At 68.4% G+C, this 17,173-nt stretch carries 16 protein-coding genes; 13 read left to right on the top strand and 3 right to left on the bottom strand.

The window, feature by feature from the left end:
• The first annotated feature begins 36 nt into the window (after nt 1-36).
• The 10 genes from cheY (at nt 37) to DJ74_RS11400 (ending at nt 9,815) form a co-directional block, all read left to right on the top strand.
• On the top strand, nt 37-393 hold the full coding sequence (cheY, locus tag DJ74_RS11445) for a chemotaxis protein CheY (protein ID WP_094525237.1): 357 nt from the start codon (nt 37-39) through the stop codon (nt 391-393).
• Nucleotides 393-1,613, top strand: coding sequence for a chemotaxis protein CheC (locus DJ74_RS11440; protein ID WP_094525238.1), 1,221 nt, complete (start codon nt 393-395; stop codon nt 1,611-1,613). The genes cheY and DJ74_RS11440 overlap by 1 nt, the downstream gene beginning before the upstream one ends.
• Nucleotides 1,610-2,194, top strand: a complete 585-nt coding sequence (locus DJ74_RS11435; protein WP_094527328.1) for a chemotaxis protein CheD — start codon at nt 1,610-1,612, stop codon at nt 2,192-2,194. The genes DJ74_RS11440 and DJ74_RS11435 overlap by 4 nt, the downstream gene beginning before the upstream one ends.
• Nucleotides 2,195-2,342: 148 nt before the next feature.
• The gene (locus DJ74_RS11430; protein ID WP_094527327.1) at nt 2,343-4,208 is read left to right on the top strand and encodes a FlaD/FlaE family flagellar protein; all 1,866 of its coding nucleotides are present in this window, start codon (nt 2,343-2,345) and stop codon (nt 4,206-4,208) included.
• The gene (locus tag DJ74_RS11425) at nt 4,198-4,671 is read left to right on the top strand and encodes a flagellin (RefSeq protein WP_094527326.1); all 474 of its coding nucleotides are present in this window, start codon (nt 4,198-4,200) and stop codon (nt 4,669-4,671) included. The genes DJ74_RS11430 and DJ74_RS11425 overlap by 11 nt, the downstream gene beginning before the upstream one ends.
• Entirely contained in the window at nt 4,672-5,169 is a 498-nt protein-coding gene (locus DJ74_RS11420; RefSeq protein WP_094523811.1) for a flagellar protein G, read from the top strand. It abuts the gene before it with no gap.
• Nucleotide 5,170: 1 nt separating this feature from the next.
• Nucleotides 5,171-5,923 (top strand): ATPase domain-containing protein, encoded by a 753-nt coding sequence (locus DJ74_RS11415; protein ID WP_094523810.1) that lies wholly within the window; start codon nt 5,171-5,173, stop codon nt 5,921-5,923.
• 110 nt (nt 5,924-6,033) lie between these two features.
• Entirely contained in the window at nt 6,034-7,707 is a 1,674-nt protein-coding gene (locus tag DJ74_RS11410; protein WP_094523809.1) for a type II/IV secretion system ATPase subunit, read from the top strand.
• Between the two features lie 28 nt (nt 7,708-7,735).
• Complete coding sequence (gene flaJ / locus DJ74_RS11405) at nt 7,736-9,472, top strand: archaellar assembly protein FlaJ (protein WP_094523808.1); 1,737 nt, start codon at nt 7,736-7,738, stop codon at nt 9,470-9,472.
• Nucleotides 9,473-9,605: 133 nt separating this feature from the next.
• Nucleotides 9,606-9,815 carry a molybdopterin-binding protein gene (locus DJ74_RS11400; RefSeq protein ID WP_094523807.1) on the top strand — a complete coding sequence of 70 codons (210 nt, stop codon included), beginning with the start codon at nt 9,606-9,608 and terminating at the stop codon, nt 9,813-9,815.
• A 131-nt stretch (nt 9,816-9,946) separates the two neighbouring features.
• Here the strand turns inward: DJ74_RS11400 and DJ74_RS11395 are convergent, their stop codons facing one another.
• On the bottom strand, nt 9,947-10,885 hold the full coding sequence (locus DJ74_RS11395; protein ID WP_094527325.1) for an NAD(P)-dependent oxidoreductase: 939 nt from the start codon (nt 10,883-10,885) through the stop codon (nt 9,947-9,949).
• 115 nt (nt 10,886-11,000) lie between these two features.
• Here DJ74_RS11395 and htpX point away from each other — a divergent pair, with 115 nt between their 5' ends.
• Nucleotides 11,001-11,870, top strand: coding sequence for a zinc metalloprotease HtpX (gene htpX, locus DJ74_RS11390; protein WP_094523805.1), 870 nt, complete (start codon nt 11,001-11,003; stop codon nt 11,868-11,870).
• Nucleotides 11,871-12,633: 763 nt separating this feature from the next.
• Here the strand turns inward: htpX and DJ74_RS11385 are convergent.
• Complete coding sequence (locus DJ74_RS11385) at nt 12,634-13,419, bottom strand: IclR family transcriptional regulator (protein ID WP_094523804.1); 786 nt, start codon at nt 13,417-13,419, stop codon at nt 12,634-12,636.
• Nucleotides 13,420-13,570: 151 nt separating this feature from the next.
• Between DJ74_RS11385 and DJ74_RS11380 the strand changes: the two genes are divergently transcribed.
• Nucleotides 13,571-14,824 (top strand): MFS transporter, encoded by a 1,254-nt coding sequence (locus tag DJ74_RS11380; RefSeq protein ID WP_094527324.1) that lies wholly within the window; start codon nt 13,571-13,573, stop codon nt 14,822-14,824.
• Between the two features lie 86 nt (nt 14,825-14,910).
• The gene (locus DJ74_RS11375; protein WP_094527323.1) at nt 14,911-15,870 is read left to right on the top strand and encodes a D-2-hydroxyacid dehydrogenase; all 960 of its coding nucleotides are present in this window, start codon (nt 14,911-14,913) and stop codon (nt 15,868-15,870) included.
• A gap of 33 nt (nt 15,871-15,903) precedes the next feature.
• Here the strand turns inward: DJ74_RS11375 and DJ74_RS11370 are convergent, their stop codons facing one another.
• On the bottom strand, nt 15,904-17,064 hold the full coding sequence (locus DJ74_RS11370) for an acyl-CoA dehydrogenase family protein (RefSeq protein WP_094527322.1): 1,161 nt from the start codon (nt 17,062-17,064) through the stop codon (nt 15,904-15,906).
• Between the last annotated feature and the right edge of the window lie 109 nt (nt 17,065-17,173).

Here is a 17,173-nt window from a genome sequence, read left to right as displayed (position 1 = left end):
CCGTTAAGTGATCGCTGTACCCGCCTTCAGACAACAATGGCAACGCGCGTGCTTATCGCAGACGATTCGGAGTTCATGCGGAACCTCCTTCGGGAGATCCTCGAAGGGGAGTTCGAGATCGTCGGCGAGGCCGAAAACGGCGTCGAGGCGGTCAACATGTACGAGGAACACGGCCCGGACCTCGTGATGATGGACATCGTGATGCCGATCCGCGACGGGATCGAGGCGACGACGGAGATCTTAGAGGAGAACCCGCAAGCGACGGTGATCATGTGCACCAGCGTCGGTCAAGAGGAGAAGATGAAGGCCGCCATCAAGGCCGGCGCGGAGGGGTACATCACGAAGCCGTTCCAGAAGCCGAACGTGCTCGACGCCATCGGATCGGCGGTATAATGCGGGTCGACGTGCGTGCGCTCGGCGCGTGTAACCGCCTGGCGGAACGCGGGGCCGAGCAGGCCGCCGGCGCGCTCGCCGACCTCACGGGGACCGACCTCGCGGTCGAGGTCACGGGCGCGAGCGTCGCCAGCGGCGAGGACCTCGCCGAGGCGTTCGCGGGTCGCGAGTCGATCGGCGTGAGCGTCGGACTCCGCGGCGGGCTGGACGGCGAGGCGGTGCTGGCGTTCGACGCCGCCAACGTCGACGCCCTGCTCTCGCTGCTCCCCGGCGGCGCGTCGATGGAGCGCAGCGCGGTGACCGAGGTCGGCAACATCGCGCTCGGCGGCTTCCTCGACGGCTGGGCGAACTACCTCGGGAAGGCGATCGACATGACACCGCCGCGCTACTTCGAGGCCGACGGCGCGGCCGTCCTCCCGGACGGGGCGCTGGCCGGCGACGGCGTGTTCCTCTTCGAGAGCCGGCTGGACGCGACGACGACGGACCTCGACTTCTCGATCTACATGCTGCCCGACTCCGGTCCCTTCCGCGACCTCATCGTCGGGAAGACGGCGCCGGCGGCGACGGCGGGGGCCGAGGCGACGGGAGACGGCGGACCGGGGGCCGGAGCCGCCGGCGAGGGCGGGAGCACCGCGGTCCCGTACGAGTCGCTGTCGACGTTCGCGTCGCTGGCGAAGCGCGGCTCGGCGAACGCCGCCGACAACATCGCGATGATGACCGGCCTCGACACGACCGTCGACGTGAGCCGCCTCCGGTTCGTCCCGCTCGCGGACGTGCCCGCGGAGGTCGGCGTCGAGCCCCACGCCGGCACCGTCTTCGAGTTGCAGGGGGAGCCGAGCGGCTACCTCGCGATACTCTTCGAGGAGGAGTCGGCCGCGGCGATCGCGGAGTCGATGCTCCCGACCGAGCCGGACGAGCCCCTCGGCGGGATGGCGGAGAACGCGCTCTGCGAGCTCGGCAACGTGATGACGAGCGGGTTCATCGACGGCTGGGCGAACGTGCTCGGCACCTCGATCAGCCACTCGCCGCCGGAGTTCGTCCACGACATCGGCTCGGCGACGATCAGCCCGCTGGTCGCCAAGCTCAGCCGCCGGCAGGACTACGGGTTCGTGATCGACGCCGCGATCCAGACGGAGGGCGTGCAGGCGCGCTGCGACGTGTACGCGCTCCCGGACGAGCGCGAACTGGCCCGGGCCCTCGACCGCCTCTCAGAGACGTGAGCCACCCCTCGTCGTCCCGCGGTCGCGGGTCGCGAGACCGCGACGGGAGCGACGGCTCCGCGAAGCGCGGCGACGGCCAAGCGCCTGGAGACGTCGGGACCGGCGGTGCGACCGAGCGCCGGATCAAGGTCGGTGTGGGCGAGCTGGCCGTCGCGACGCGGGGGGAGACGCTGACGACGAGCGGACTCGGCTCCTGCGTCGCCGTCGCCATCGCCGACGAGCGGGCGAGCGTTCGCGGCCTCCTCCACGCGATGCTGCCGACGGGCGACGAGACGCGTACGGCCGCCGCCCGTCGAGGGAAGTACGTCGACGCCGGCATCGACGCGCTCGTCGACGACCTCGTCGACGCCGGCGCGGTGCCCGGTCGATTGGAGGCGCGCGTCGCCGGCGGCGCCGAGATGCTCGACCTCACGGACGCCGTCGGTCCCCGAAACGTCGAGCGGGCCGAGCGGTGCCTCGCGTCCGCCGACGTTCCGGTCGTCGCCAGCGACGTCGGCGACGGCGTGGGCCGCACGGTCCGGTTCGTCGCCGGCGGCGGGCTCGTCGTCCGGGCGGCCGACGGGTTCGAGCGCACGCTCTGATCCGGGCGCTCGGCGCACCCGTTGAGCGAGTCGGACGACGGGCCCGCCGCGGACGTGACACGCGTTCGCCGTCCCCGAGTGTGGTGTTTTCTCACTGTTGATATTTTGAGGGGTGAATTGAAGTGTGTTCTGCGGGTCGTACTCGGTAATGGGCCTCGAACTACCGGTGTGGGGAGCTCCAACGGCCACCTGGATAGTCGCCACGCTGGGGCTCGTCGGTGCGAGCGTCCTCGACCGTTTTCTCGACGACGGCGGCTCCGACGACGACTCCGGAGGCATGGGCGGCGACGACGATCCCTTCGGCGGCGGAGGGATGGGCGGCGGCGGCGGTGGCGGCGGTAGCGGCGGTGGCGGCGGCATGGGCGACGACTTCGACGACTTCGACGGGATGGACGAGTGGGACGACGGCTTCGACGACGGCGGCGGCGGTGGCGGCGGCGGTGCCGGCGCCGACACGGACGAGCTGGAGAAGCGGCTCGACGACCTCGAGAACGAGGTCGCGTCGCTCTCCTCGACGGTGTCCACGGTCCGGTCGGAGAACGAGGAGATCTCGGCCGCGGTCGACGATATCGAGGAGGACGTCAGGAACCTGCTCGACATCTACGAGATGGTCACCCGCGGGATCAACCCCTTCGTCGACGACTCCAGCGGCTTCGACAGCGTCAGCGGCGGCGGCGAGGGGTCGTTCGGCCTCTTCGACGACGAGGAGGAGGACGACGCGGGGGACGACCTCGACGAGGACGTCGCGAACGCGGACGCCGACGGGTTCTTCGACGACGAGATGCTCGACGACGACTTCGACGACGGCGGCGACGAGTTCGGCGAGCTGGACGGGGAACCGGACGACGACCACACGGACGACGGCGACTCCGCCGACGCCTCGTCCGAGACCGCGGCGGCGGACGAGGGAGACGACATGAACGACGACGGAAAGAGCTTCAGCGAACTGAAAGAGGAGTACGACGCCGGGGAGGCCGACTGGGCCGACGAAGAGGGGGGAGACGGCGACGCGGCCGCCCCCGCGGACGAGGACCCGTTCGACGACGGGGACGCCTCGTTCGACGACGACCTCGGCGACGAGACGGATCCCTTCGACGACGACCTCGGTGACGAGACGGACCCGTTCGACGACGGGGACGACTCGTTCGACGGGGAGCCGGCGACCGACGCAGACCCCGCGACGAACGGCCACGAGCCGGACCCCGAACCGGAACCGGACCCCGAACCGGAGCCGGCGGCCGATCGCACGCGCGGCCGACAGCCCGGCGGCGATCCGGCCGAGGCGAACGGCGGCGGCTTCGAGTACGTCGGTGAGGACGACCTCTCCGGGAGCCGCGGAAAGCCGTACCTCACGGAGCTCCCCGGCGACTACGTCGGCGACCTCCTCGTGATGGAGTGGCTGGAGTTCCTCGTCTCGGAGAGCGACGTCACCGACGCGGTGCGCGCGATCAACTACTACGAGCGCATCGAGTGGGTCGGCCCGGAGGCCGCCGCGCGGCTCCGCGACTTCCTCTCCGGCTTCGGCACGATCGACCGCAACCTCGTCGACCGACCGGGGACCGATCGACTGGTCCGGGAGCACCACACTCGTAGCCTCCGGTACGTGACGCAGCTCAACGGGACGAGCGGACACCTGCTGCTGCTCGACCGGTGGGACGACCTCGCCGGGGGCTCGCTGGTCGGCGGCGGCGCGCCGCGGGTCGGCGGGCGAGACCACGGGCGGGACCGACGCGAGGAACGCGGCGGCCGGCGTCGAGACGGCTCCGAGGAGCGCCGGCACGACGGCTCCGAGGAGCGCCGGCACGACGGCTCCGAGGGGCGACGCGCGAACGGCCACGGCGACGCTGAACGGCGGGACGAGCGGTCGGGACGCGCAGAGGGGCGGACGGACCGCGGCGGCGAGCGACCCGACGGACGCGAGCGGAACGGCGGCTCCCCGCGTCCGATGAACGACCCGAACCCGCGTTCCGACCGCGCCGACCCGGCCGACGGAGGGTGGGGAGATGGGCGTTAGCGTCTCCGCGTCGACGGCCATCATCGTCGCGGGGCTGTTCTTCGCGTTCACCGCGTTCTACCCCGTCGCGGCCAACGGCTTCGACCGCGTCACCGACGCGCAACAGGGGATCCAAGAGCGCTCGCTGGAGCGGCAGAACACCGAGTTCGCCGTGACGAACGCGACGTACGACGACGGCGCGGGCGAACTGGTCGTCAACGCCACCAACGACGGCTCGGTCGGGCTGGTCGCGAGCGACGCGACGCTGGTCGTCGGCAACGAGTACGTCGACGTGGGCGGACCGAACGCGACCACGACCGTCGACGGCGACGGCGACACCGAGCTCTGGCTCGGCGGCGAGACGCTGACGGTGACGGTCGACACGACGACCGTCGACACCGCGATCACGACCGGGAGCGACCCCACTCGCGTCGTCCTCGTCGTCGAGTCCGGCGTCCGCGACGCGGCGGAGGTGAGCGCGTAGATGGCCAGCGTACCGGTCTCTCACCTCATCCTGTTCATCGCGAGCCTCGTGATCGCCGCGGGCGTCGTGGGCACGATCACGACCGGCGTCGACCGGGTGAGCGCGGCCGTCGAGGACGCCGGGATCGACGCGACCGAGCAGCTCCGGACCGACGTGACCGTCATCTCCGACGCGAGCGCCGGGGTGTACAACGAGAGCGGGAACGAGAACGTGACGCTGCTGATAAAGAACACCGGGACACAGCGCCTCAACCCGGACGGCTCCGGCGTCGACGTCGTCTTCGACGGCGCCTACGTCCCGCCGAGCGCGACGGAGGGCGAGCTCGCCTCCGCCGGAACGGGCGCGGCGTGGAGCCGCGGGGACGTCCTGCGGCTCACGATCGACACCAACCGGCTGGGCGAGACGAGCGACGGTCTTGACCCCGGAACGGACCACCGCGTGTACCTCACGGTGAACGGCGACGAGGAGCTGTTCCAGTTCCGCACGGAGGCCAACTGACATGCCTCGCACAGACAATCTGCTTTCCATCGGACTCGGCGAACGCGACCGCTTGAATAAGGAGCTCGGTGGGGGGATCCCCCGCGGCAGCATCGTCCTCATGGAGGGCGACTACGGGGCCGGGAAGAGCGCCATCTCGCAGCGGTTCGCGTACGGACTCGTCGAGGAGGGAGCGTCCGTCACGATGATGTCGACGGAGCTCACCGTCCGCGGGTTCATCGATCAGATGCACTCGCTGGAGTACGACATGGTGAAGCCGCTCCTCCAAGAGGAGCTGCTGTTCCTCCACGCCGACTTCGACTCGGGGGGCGCGTTCTCCGACGGCGACGGCGAGCGGAAGGAACTGCTCAAGCGGCTGATGAACGCGGAGGCGATGTGGAACTCCGACGTCATCTTCCTCGACACGTTCGACGCCATCTTCCGGAACGACCCGACGTTCGAGGCGCTCGTCCGGAAGAACGAGGAGCGGCAGGCCGCCCTGGAGATCATCTCCTTCTTCCGCGAGATCATCTCGCAGGGGAAGGTCGTCGTGCTCACCGTCGACCCGTCGGCGGTCGACGACGAGGCCATCGGCCCGTTCCGCTCGATCGCCGACGTGTTCCTCGAGCTGGAGATGATCGAGGTCGGCAACGACATCCGCCGGCAGATCAACGTGAAGCGCTTCGCGGGGATGGGCGAACAGGTCGGGGACACGATCGGGTTCTCTGTCCGGTCGGGTACCGGAATCGTCATCGAGAGCCGCAGCGTGGCGTGATGACGCCGCCCGCCCGCGACGGACCCGCCGTCCCGCGCGGGCGGGACGCGAACGACGGACCGCTCGCGACGGCGCGCGCGGTCAGGACCCGCGGAGGCGGCGAGTAGACCATGACCGAACACGGAACCGCGAAACCGTCGGAAGAGCTCCGCAAGGCCGCCATGCGGCGGCCCCACCTCCGGGAACACCTCCGGGAGTTCAAGCAGATCACGGGGGAGTTCCCGCAGTTCATCGAGGAGCCGAAAGGCGAGTACGAGTCGAACCGGCCGAACGTCATCTACCCGGTCGGGGGGCCGATCTACAGTCACATCTACGGCGACCTCGGACAGGACACGAAGTACTACGCCATCGAGCCGGAGATCACCGGTACCCAGGCGGAGGTCCTCACAGAGGTCAAGAACCGCCTCCTCAGGACGAGCGGGCAGCACACCGCTCCCGACAGCGAGGCCGAGTACGACGACCTCATCGAGGAGCTGTTAGAGGAGGTCACTCACATCGACGGGCAGAACGAGGGCATCCGAGGGAACCTCTCGAAGGTGCTGAACATGGGGAAGCTCTCCGTCACCGAGGAGACGTACGAGAACATTCGCTACCGGCTCAACCGCGACATCGTCGGACTCGGACCGCTCGAGCCGATAATGCGCGACCCGGCCAACGAGGACATCCACGTCATCGGCCCGAAGGAGTGCCACGTCGATCACGGCACCTACGGGATGTTGGAGACGACCGTCGACTTCGGGACGCCCCAGGAGTTCGACAACTGGCTCCGCAACATGGGCGAACGGATGGGCGACCCGCTCTCCGACTCCGACCCCATCGTCGACTCGACGCTGCCGGACGGGTCGCGTATCAACATCATCTACTCCGACGACGTGTCGCTAAAAGGCTCCTCGCTCACGATCCGGCAGGGCGACGAAGTGCCCCTGTCGATCAACCAAATCACCCACTGGGGAACGCTCTCGCCGCAGCTGTCGGCGTACCTCTGGCTCTGTCTGGAGAACGAACAGACCGTGTTCGTCGTCGGGGAAACGGCGTCGGGCAAGACGACGACACTGAACGCGATCCTGTCGTACATCCCGGACGACTCGAAGATATACACCGCGGAGGACACCGCCGAGGTCATTCCCCCGCACAACACCTGGCAGCAGCTGCTGACCCGCGAGGGCGGCGACGAGGGCTCCTCCGACGTGGACATGTTCGACCTCGTCGCCGCCGCGCTGCGGTCGCGGCCCGACTACATCATCGTGGGCGAGGTCCGTGGCGCCGAGGGTCGTATGGCGTTCCAGGCGGCTCAGACGGGTCACCCGGTCATGCTGACGTTCCACGCGTCGGATATCGTCTCGATGATCCAGCGGTTCACCTCCGAACCGATCAACGTCCCCGAGACGTTCATGGACAACGCCGACGTGGCGCTGTTCCAGAACCGCGTGAAACAGGGCGACGACGTCCTCCGCCGCGTGACGAGCGTTCAGGAGATCGAGGGGTACTCCAAGGAGATGGAGGGGGTCGTCACCCGGGAGGTGTTCAGCTGGGACCCCGTCGAAGACGACATCGTGTTCCAAGGGATGAACAACTCCTACGTCCTCGAAGAGCAGATCGCGACGCTGCTCGGCTACGCCGACACCCGCGACATCTACGACGACTTGGACTTCCGCGCGGAGCTGATCGAGCGGATGATCCAGGAGGGGATCATGGGGTACCACGAGGTGAACGAGGCGATCAACTCCTTCCAGCGCGACGGCGTCGAGGGGCTTCCCTTCGACATGCACCGGAACGTCGGGTGAACCGACCGATGAGCGAGGCTGACGTGTAATGGCGGTGAAACAGGTCGGAAACGGGCTCGCGACCGCGGCCGAGCTGACCTCGGCCGTCATGGAGTCGTACGATAAACTCGACATCTCGAAGCGGAAGTACGTCGGGCTCGTGTTGATCCCGGCGCTGCTCGTCTTCGCCGCGAGCGTCGTCGGCCTGTTCGCGCTCCCGCTCCCGTTGGCGGCGCGGGTTCCCGTCCCGATGTTCGGGGGGCTGGTGTTGGTGGCGGCGGTGATCTACCCGAAGATCTACCTCTCCAGCCTGGAGAACCAGATCGACAACCAGCTCCACCTCGTGATGACGCACATGACCGTGCTGTCGACGACGAACATCGACCGCATGGAGGTGTTTCGGACGCTCGCAAAGGAGGAGGAGTACGGGGTCGCCGCCGAGGAGATCGGCCGCGTCGTCCACCTCGTCGACACGTGGAACCAGAGCCTCGACGACGCCTGTCGCCGGCGCGCCGAGGAGGTACCCTCAGACGCGATGGCCGACTTCTTCGACCGCCTCGGCTACACGATGGGGGCGGGCCAGTCGTTAGAGGAGTTCCTCGTCTCAGAGCAGGACGTCATGCTCGCGAAGTACGAGACGGTGTACGAGTCCTCGCTGGCGAACTTAGAGGTGATGAAGGACCTGTACATGTCGATGATCCTCTCGATGACATTCGCCCTCGTCTTCGCGATCGTCCTCCCGATCCTCACCGGGAACAATCCGACCGCGACGGTGGCGGCCGTCATCGTCCTGTTCGTCTTCGTCCAGCTCGGCTTCTACGCGATGATCCGGGCGACCTCGCCGTACGACCCGATCTGGTTCCACCCGGACGAGCGCGCCCCGGGCGACCTGAAGCTGTGGGCGTCGCTCGGGGTCGGCGGCGGGCTCTCCTTCCTGATCATCGGGATCACCGCGGCCGGGATGTTCGGCTACGGCTCCGGGCTCCCCGGGCTGCTCTTCTTCGTCGACGACGTCCGGCTGCCGCTGTACCTCGCGGTCCCCATCTCGCCGCTCATCATCACGGGCGTCGTCCTCAGGCGAGAGGAACAGCAGATCACGGCCCGCGACGGCGAGTTCCCCTCCTTCGTGCGCGCGCTCGGCGCCACCGAGAGCGCCAAGCAGTCGACGACGACCGACGTGTTGACCACGCTGCGCGACAAGAACTTCGGCGACCTCTCGCCGGCGATCGAGCGGCTCTACCGCCGGCTCAACATGCGTATCAGCACCGAGGGGGCGTGGGAGCAGTTCACGTACGACACGAGGTCGTACCTCATCCAGAAGTTCTCCGAAATGTACCTCGTCGGCCGGCAGATGGGGGGAGACCCGAAGATGCTCGGCGAGCTGATATCGAAGAACATGAACGCCGTGAATCAGCTGCGTGAGCAGCGGCGACAGGCGGCGATGACGTTCATCGGCCTCCTGTACGGGATCACGGCGGCGGCGACGTTCGCTTTCTTCATCGGGCTGGAGATCGTCGCGATCCTGGCCGAGCTCACGGCCGACTTCGGGCTCGAGGAGATGGACATCGGCCAGATCGTCTACCCGGGCGCGTACGACATCCCGCTGATCGAGTACCTCCTCCTGACGGTCGTCCTCTTCAACGCCGCCCTCTCCTCGCAGATGATCCGGCGGATCGACGGCGGCAACCCCGCGAACGGCTACATCCACTTCGTGCTGCTGACGTGGCTCGGCGCGGCGACGGCGATCGCGACCCGGACGCTGGTGAACGCGATCCTGACGATTTAGGAGACGGGGCGGGCTGTCGTATGTATATACGTCGTTCTCGGCGGTACAGCGTGCGGCTCCGAGATCGCGGCCGTTCGTAGAGAAAGTTCGTTCTACCAACAGGTATTTTATGTACTGGTGATCTGGGAGCGATATGGCACTCAGTGCTCGCAACAGACTCACGGGAACAGTCAAGTCCATAAAAACGAACGACGTCATGGCAGAAGTGGTCATCGAACTGCCCGACGGACAGGCGATCGCGTCTACTATCACTCGGTCATCCGCCGATCGGCTCGATCTCGCCGAGGGCGACGAGGTTCAGGCTGTTATCAAGGCCAGCGAAGTGATGGTCAATAAGGATTGAAGCCGCACCCTCCGACTGAGAACCGTTCGAACTGCGGGCACCCACCAGTCAGTACGCGCTCTTCAGTAACCGGGGTTTCAGCGTTATCTCTGAAGACGGATTTCAACAGCGTCCAAGACTCCGTTCGGCGTCTATCGCTCGAACAGGACCGGTTCGGGGACGCCCTCGTCGGCCGCCTCGCGCCACGACCGACTCGGCGTCCACCCGAACAGCCGCTCGGCCGTCGCGACCGCGTAGGCGCCCCGCTCGTCGCCCTCGGCGAGCGCGCTCTCGTCGACGGCGCAGTCGTTCGGAATCGCACCGTACGACTCCCGCAGGAGGCCGAGTAGGGGCCGACCGAGCGCGTTGTCGGCGGCGACGCAGTTGACCGCCTCGTGGGACCCCGGAGCCACCGCCGGGTCGGGCCCCGCGGTCTCCGCGAGCGCCGCCGCGACGAGGTCGGCGACGTCGCGGGCGTCGACGTACGACCAGAAGTTGCCGGCGCCGGCGTCCAGATCCCCGACGTACTCGTCGCTCCGACAGGCGTACGCGCCGGGGTACTGGATCCACGACGGCCGGATGGAGACCGCCGGGACGCCCTCGCGGCGCGCGACCGCGCCGGCGGCCGCCTCCGCCGTCACCTTCGAGAGCCCGTACGGGTCCTCCGGGCGGAGCGGGTGGTCCTCGGTGATCGGCAACTCCTCCGGAAACGGCGTCGGATCGGCGAAGAAGAAGCCGTACGCGCCGTCGCTCGACGCCTGCACGACCCGGGCGTCGACGCGACCGGCGGCGTCGAGGACGTTCTTCGCGGCGCGGACGTTCGTCTCGAACACGCGACCGTCGGGGTAGGTGCCCGCGACCGGGATCGCCGCCCAGTGGACGACCGCGTCGGGGTCGACCGCGTGGACGACGTCGAGCGCCTCGCCGCGATCGGCGAGGTCGGCCGCGCGGAACGAGACGTTCGGGACCGGGTCGGCGTCGAGGCCCGGGTGGTCGTAGTCGACGACGACGACCTCGTAGTCGCCGGCGAGTCGGTCGACGACCCAGCGCCCGGAGGCGCCGCGGCCGCCGGTGACGAGGACGGTCTCCATGCGGGCGGGTCGGCGCGGCGGCGGAAAAACGCACCGTCGTCCGGCGACCGAGCGGCCGCGGCGTCGCTCCGGGAACCCCGGCAGGCTTTAATCCGACGAACGGTAAAACTCGGGTATGGAATGGAAGACCGACTGGGGACTCCGTGGGCGGATGGCGTTCACGATGTTCCTCCTCTTCGCCCTCTACGTCGTCTTCGTCGGCGTGCTCACCGTATACTTCGGCGACTTCCTGTTCCCGCTGGTCATGCTCGGCGGGTTCGCGATCGCCCAGTACTTCTTCAGCGACAAGCTCGCCCTGCGGAGCATGGGCGCCCGCGAAGTGAGCCCCGACGAGTACCCCGACCTCCACCGGCGGGTCGAGCGACTGAGCCAGCAGGCCGACCTCCCGAAGCCGACGATCGCGGTCGCGGACACGCAGGTGCCGAACGCGTTCGCGACCGGCCGGAACAAGAAGAACGCGACCGTCGCGGTGACGACCGGGCTGCTCCGATCGTTAGACGAGGACGAGCTCGACGGCGTGCTCGCCCACGAGCTCGCGCACGTGAAGAACCGCGACGTGATGGTGATGACCATCGCCTCGTTCCTCTCGACGATCGCCTTCTTCATCGTCCGGTGGGGATGGCTGCTTGGCGGGAACAACCGTCAGGGCGCGCCCGTCATCGTCGCGGTGCTCGTCTCCATCGTCGTCTGGATCGTCTCGTTCCTGTTGATCCGCGCGCTCTCGCGGTACCGCGAGTACTCCGCCGACCGGGGCGCCGCGCTGATCACGGGGAAGCCCGGTGCGCTCGCGTCGGCGCTGATGACGATCGACGGGCGGATGGACCGCGTGCCGGAGGAGGACCTCCGCCAGGAGGCGGAGATGAACGCGTTCTTCATCATCCCGATCAAGGCGGGGTTCGTCGGCAAGATCGCCTCGACGCACCCGTCGACCGAGAACCGCATCGAGCGGCTCCGGGACCTCGAGCGCGAGATGGAGACGGCCTGATTCGGGCCCGGTCGCTCGCCGCGGGACGGCGAGCCGGAAGCGATCCCCAAGGCCGCGGGCCGGAAGCGACCCTCCGCCGTTATCACTCGTCCGTCGGTCGACGAGACAGTCGAAGAGCCGGAGTCGCGACGCCGCCGTCGCGGCCGGAAATCCCTCCCGTCTCAGTTCGTATATGACAGACATTGGTACATCATCGTACTATTATACGTTCGAATTCGTTGGGGCGTAAGTGACGGCGAAACAAAAAGATAGATCGGACGTGAGCGACACAGCTCGGATCGGTCCGTCGCGTTTTATAGGCCCGATACACGGTACTGAGACACTCACGGTGCGAACGGAGGCCGACGAGAGACGACTGGTGATCGCCGCCGGTCGTCGCTCTCCGTAGCGTTGCGAAGAGTGTTGAAAAGCGGCCGTTGGCGGTGAAGTCGTCGTTTGAGGTCTCAGAGCAGATCGAGGGCGTAAACACCGTCGCGAGCGGAGCGATTAATTTCAGCTCCGTAATGTTCACCCGATCGTGACACACTTATGAATCACGTGCTGAGGACCCGATTCGGTGTCGGGGGTCCGGTTCGGACGGGGCGGATCGACTATCCGGAGCCGAGTTAAGATAACAAAAGTACTCCTGTTATTTTGAGCCGCGACAAGAGATCGGGCGGTTCACGGATGACCGATAACGGCGTTCTATCATATCGAACGAACGGACGCCGCGAACGGACGGACGCCGCGTACGGACGAGCACCGCGAACGGCCGGGCGCGGCGCTACGTGTGCGCGATGTTGAGTTCGAGTTCGTTCGCCGCGCCGAGCAGGAGGTCCGGGATCTCGGACTCGAGTCGATCCCCGTTCAGGCGGTGCGAGGGGCCGGTGACGCTGAGCCCGCCGATCACCTCGCCGTCCGGGTCACAGATCGAGACGCCGACGGCGTGGGTACCGCGGAGCGACTCCTCCCTGTTGAAGAAGTAGCCGCGCTCGCGTCCCGCCTCAATCTCCGCGCGGAGCTCGTCCGGGTCGGTGACGCTGTGTTCCGTCACCGGCTCGAACGACATGCGTTCGAACATGTCGGACAGTTCGGGCTCCGGAAGCTCGGCGAGGATCGCCTTCCCGGCCGACGCCGCGTACAGCGGAATGCGGCTGCCGATCCCGGGGTCGGTGCGGACCGCCCGGTCCCCGACGGCCCGCGCGAGGTACACCGCCTTCCCGTGTTCCTCGACGAAGAACTGGGCGCGCTCCCCGGTGACCTCCGCGATCTCCTCGACCTTCTGGCGCACGAGGTCGTACCCGCGGTAGCCGCTCCGTGCGGTGACGCCGATCTCGAGGAACCGGAGGCCGACGTGGTACCCCCCGTCGCGCCGGACGACGTAGCCGAGGTCCGCTAGGGTGTGGAGGTGTCGGTGCACCGTGCTCTTCGCGTAGTCGAGTTCGGCCGCCAACTCGGCCAGGGACGCGCCGTCGTTCTCGACGAGGCGTTGCACGACGTCGAACATCGTTTCGGCGGTCCGTACCGCGTCTTTTTCCGGCGTATCGGCGTCTTTCGGCCCTCCGTTCATACTCACGCGTCGGACTCCAAGTATAAAAGCGTTCGATTACGTCGAACGTTTTTTGACGGTCGCTGCCGCCTCTCGGCGACGGAGCGGGACCGCCGCGCGACCGCCTGCCCCTACGCGTAGGTTTAATCCGGACGACCGTCTGCGGCCATGCGTGGTATCCCGCTCGTCGATCGCCGGAGCCGACTCGGGGATCGTCCGAGAGCGACCCTTCCAGCTGCTGCTTCTAATCAACGTCCTCCCGCCGCTCGGCACCGCGCTCCTCTCGCCCGTGCTCGGATCGCTCGTCGAGCCGCTCGGGGCGTCGACGGCGAACATCGGGCTCATGATGTCGGCGTTCACCGCGCCGTCGATCGTCGTCATCCCGATCGCGGGCGTGATCTCCGACCGATACGGGCGGCGGCCGGTGTTGCTCTTCGGACTCGTCTGGTTCGGGCTCACCGGCACCGCCATCGCCTTCGTCTCCGCCTTCGCCGCGGCGCTCGCCCTGCGCGCGCTCCAAGGGATCGGGTTCGCCGCGCTCACGCCGATCATCATCACCAGCCTCGGCGACCTGTACGCGGGCACGAAGGAGGCGACCGCGCAGGGGCTCCGGTTCACCGGCTCCGGGCTGTCGCAGACGGCGTTCCCGCTGGCCGCCGGGGTGCTCGTCGGGATGGCGTGGCAGTACCCGTTCCTGCTGTACGCCGTCGCCTTCCCGATCGCGGCGGTCGTCTACCTGTACTTCGAGGAGCCGCTCGATAGCGAGGCGGCGGACGATGGTTCGGAGGCGGGGATCCGGGCGCAGATCGGAGACATGCGCGCGCTCGTCGCGCACCGCCGGGCGTGGACGATGGTCGTGGCGCGCGGGAGCGCGAACGTCGCGTGGTTCGGCTTCCTCACGTACAACTCGATCCTCGTCGTCGACGTGCTCGGCTACACGCCGGCGGAGGCGGGGGTCCTCGCGGCGGTCGCGAGCCTCACGTACGCGCTCGCCGCGACGCAGGCCGGGCGGATCGCCTCCCTGTTCGACGACCGGCTCTACCCGCTCGTCGCCACGAACCTGTCGATGGGCGCCGGGCTCGCGCTCGCGTTCCTCGCGCGATCGTTCGCGGTCGCCGCCGTCGGCGTCGTGTTCATGGGGATCGGGTTCGGGCTCGTGCTCTCCATCTACCGGAGCGTCATCACGACGCTCCCGCCGCCGGACCTCCGGGGCGGTCTGGTCAGCCTCGGCGAGGGGAGCGGGCGCGCGGCGGCGACGGCGACCCCGGTTGTCATGGGCGTCGCCGTCGCGGTCGCGACCCGCCCGCTCGGGTTCGAGGCGGCGGTCCGCGCGGTCGGCGCCGGCACCGGCCTCGTCGGCGCGGGCGTCGGGATCGGCTGCCTGCTCCTGATGAGCGCGTCGCCGCCGATCCGGATGGGGGAGTAGCTCCGGGGGACCGCGACGGACGCGGGCCGACGCCGCCGACGACCGCGACCCCGGGTACTTTGTCGACCGACCGCGACGCGTGGAGCATGTCCACTATCGACGTCGCGGTGCTCGACCACGACGCGCACGGAATCCCGGCGGCCGACTACGCGGAGATTCTCGACCGACGCCTCCCCGACCGGGAGGTGCGCCTCGCCGCGACGCCCGACGACCACCGGCGCTACCTGCGGGAGGCCACCGTCGTTGCCGGGAAGTACATCGACGCCGAGGAGGTGGCGGCCGCCGAGAACCTGCGGCTGTTCGCGTGCAACGCCGCCGGCGTCGATCACCTGCCGCTGGACGCGCTCGCCGATCGCGGCGTCGCGGTGACGAACGCGTCGGGCGTCCACGGCCCGAACGTCGCCGAGCACGTGCTCGGCTGGGTGCTGACGTTCGCGCGGCGACTCGACGAGGGGCGCCGCCGCCAGCGGCGCCGGGAGTGGCGCCGCTTCCAGTCGTTCACGGAGCTCGCCGGCAGCACCGTGACCGTCGTCGGGCTGGGCTCGATCGGCGAGACCGTGGTCGAGCGGTTCGAGGGGTTCGACGTCGACACGGTCGGCGTCCGCCACACCGTCGAGGACGAGGGACCGACCGACGACGTGGTCGGCTACGACGACCTCGCGGACGTCCTGCCGGGGACCGACGTGCTCGTCCTCGCGTGTCCGCTCACGGAGACGACAGAGGGGCTGATCGGCGAGCCCGAGCTCGACGCGCTGCCGACGGACGCGATCGTCGTCAACGTCGCGCGCGGCGGCGTGATCGACACGCCGGCGCTCATGGACGCGCTGCGGGCGAACGCGCTCCACGGGGCCGCGCTCGACGTCACCGACCCCGAGCCGCTCCCGAGCGACCACGACCTGTGGGGGTTCGAGAACGTCTTCCTGACGCCCCACGTCGCGGGCCACACGCCGAAGTACTGGGAGCGCTGCGCCGACGTCCTCGTCGAGAACCTCGAGCGGGTCGCCGAGACCGGCGAGTACAAGGGGCTCAGGAATCAGGTCGTTTAAAAAGGCGCCGTCGGAGACGGAGCGAGCGCCGGACTACTGGTACGCCTGTATCCCCGTGATGTCCTCGCCGAGGATCAGCGTGTGGATGTCGTGGGTGCCCTCGTAGGTGTAGACGGTCTCCATGTTCGCCATGTGACGCATCGGCGAGTAGTCGGCGGTGATCCCGTTGCCGCCGAGCATCTCGCGGGCGATCCGTGACTGGTCGCGCGCCATCCGGACGTTGTTGCGCTTGGCCATCGAGACGTGTTGCGGGCGCATCTCGCCCGCCTCCTTGAGGTCGGCGAGCCGGTGGGCGAGCAGCTGCGCGAGCGTGATCTGCGTCGCCATCTCCGCGAGCTTCTGCTGTTGCATCTGGAAGCCGCCGATCGGCTTCCCGAACTGCTCGCGGTCGGTGGCGTACCCCTTGGCGACCTCGAAGCAGTCCTGCGCGGCGCCGACCGCGCCCCACGCGATGCCGTAGCGGGCCTGCGTCAGGCACGACAGCGGCCCCTTCATCCCCTCGACGCCGGGGAGGCGGTTCTCGGCGGGGACGCGGACGTCCTGGAGGCTGATCTCGCCAGTGATCGACGCGCGCAGGCTGAGCTTCTCGTCGATCTTGTTGGTGGTGACGCCGTCGCGGTCGGTCTCGACGAGGAACCCGCGCACGGGGTTCCCGTCCTCGGTGCGGTCCTTCGCCCAGACGACGGCGACGTCCGAGATCGGGGAGTTCGTGATCCACGTCTTCGACCCGTTGAGCACGTACCCGTCACCGTCGGCCTCGGCGCGCGTCTCCATCGCGGAGGGGTTCGAGCCGTGCTCGGGCTCGGTGAGCCCGAAGCAGCCGACCGCCTCGCCGGTGCCGAGCTTCGGCAGCCACTCGTCTTTCTGCTCGTCGCTTCCGAAGGCGTGGATCGGGTACATCACCAGCGCGCCCTGCACGCTCGCCATCGAGCGGAGCCCGGAGTCGCACGCCTCCAGCTCGCGCATCAGCAGGCCGTACGCCGTCTCGCTGACGCCGGGGAGACCGTACCCCTCAAGATTCGGCGCGTAGAATCCCATCTCGCCCATCTTCGGGATGAGTTCTTCCGGGAACGTGCCGTCGATCCAGTGCTGGCCGATGTCGTCGACCTCGCCGTCGATGAACGACCGGGCGGAGTCGACGAGCATCCGCTCCTCCTCGGACAGAGTCGACTCCATGTCGAAGTAATCGAGCATACGATCGCTTGCGATCCCAAGGATAAATAAGTATACTCTTGGCCGGCGAGCGGCTGGGATCGCGGGTCGCTTCGCGTGTCGATTCGCGGGTCGGGGCGAGTCGAGAGCG

Origin of the sequence: Halorubrum sp. Ea8 (assembly GCF_002252925.1) — an archaeon.
Taxonomy (GTDB): Archaea; Halobacteriota; Halobacteria; order Halobacteriales; family Haloferacaceae; genus Halorubrum.
Note: the sequence above shows the minus strand (reverse complement) of the source record. Positions and strands in the feature narration are given on the sequence as shown.

What these genes read in the sequence shown, in the direction of transcription:
- cheY (WP_094525237.1), top strand. Translation starts at nt 37, where the DNA reads ATGGCAACGCGCGTGCTTATCGCAGACGATTCGGAGTTCATGCGGAAC.
- DJ74_RS11440 (WP_094525238.1), top strand. Translation starts at nt 393, where the DNA reads ATGCGGGTCGACGTGCGTGCGCTCGGCGCGTGTAACCGCCTGGCGGAA.
- DJ74_RS11430 (WP_094527327.1), top strand. Translation starts at nt 2,343, where the DNA reads ATGGGCCTCGAACTACCGGTGTGGGGAGCTCCAACGGCCACCTGGATA.
- DJ74_RS11425 (WP_094527326.1), top strand. Translation starts at nt 4,198, where the DNA reads ATGGGCGTTAGCGTCTCCGCGTCGACGGCCATCATCGTCGCGGGGCTG.
- DJ74_RS11420 (WP_094523811.1), top strand. Translation starts at nt 4,672, where the DNA reads ATGGCCAGCGTACCGGTCTCTCACCTCATCCTGTTCATCGCGAGCCTC.
- DJ74_RS11415 (WP_094523810.1), top strand. Translation starts at nt 5,171, where the DNA reads ATGCCTCGCACAGACAATCTGCTTTCCATCGGACTCGGCGAACGCGAC.
- DJ74_RS11410 (WP_094523809.1), top strand. Translation starts at nt 6,034, where the DNA reads ATGACCGAACACGGAACCGCGAAACCGTCGGAAGAGCTCCGCAAGGCC.
- flaJ (WP_094523808.1), top strand. Translation starts at nt 7,736, where the DNA reads ATGGCGGTGAAACAGGTCGGAAACGGGCTCGCGACCGCGGCCGAGCTG.
- DJ74_RS11400 (WP_094523807.1), top strand. Translation starts at nt 9,606, where the DNA reads ATGGCACTCAGTGCTCGCAACAGACTCACGGGAACAGTCAAGTCCATA.
- DJ74_RS11395 (WP_094527325.1), bottom strand. Translation starts at nt 10,885, where the DNA reads ATGGAGACCGTCCTCGTCACCGGCGGCCGCGGCGCCTCCGGGCGCTGG.
- htpX (WP_094523805.1), top strand. Translation starts at nt 11,001, where the DNA reads ATGGAATGGAAGACCGACTGGGGACTCCGTGGGCGGATGGCGTTCACG.
- DJ74_RS11385 (WP_094523804.1), bottom strand. Translation starts at nt 13,419, where the DNA reads ATGAACGGAGGGCCGAAAGACGCCGATACGCCGGAAAAAGACGCGGTA.
- DJ74_RS11375 (WP_094527323.1), top strand. Translation starts at nt 14,911, where the DNA reads ATGTCCACTATCGACGTCGCGGTGCTCGACCACGACGCGCACGGAATC.
- DJ74_RS11370 (WP_094527322.1), bottom strand. Translation starts at nt 17,064, where the DNA reads ATGCTCGATTACTTCGACATGGAGTCGACTCTGTCCGAGGAGGAGCGG.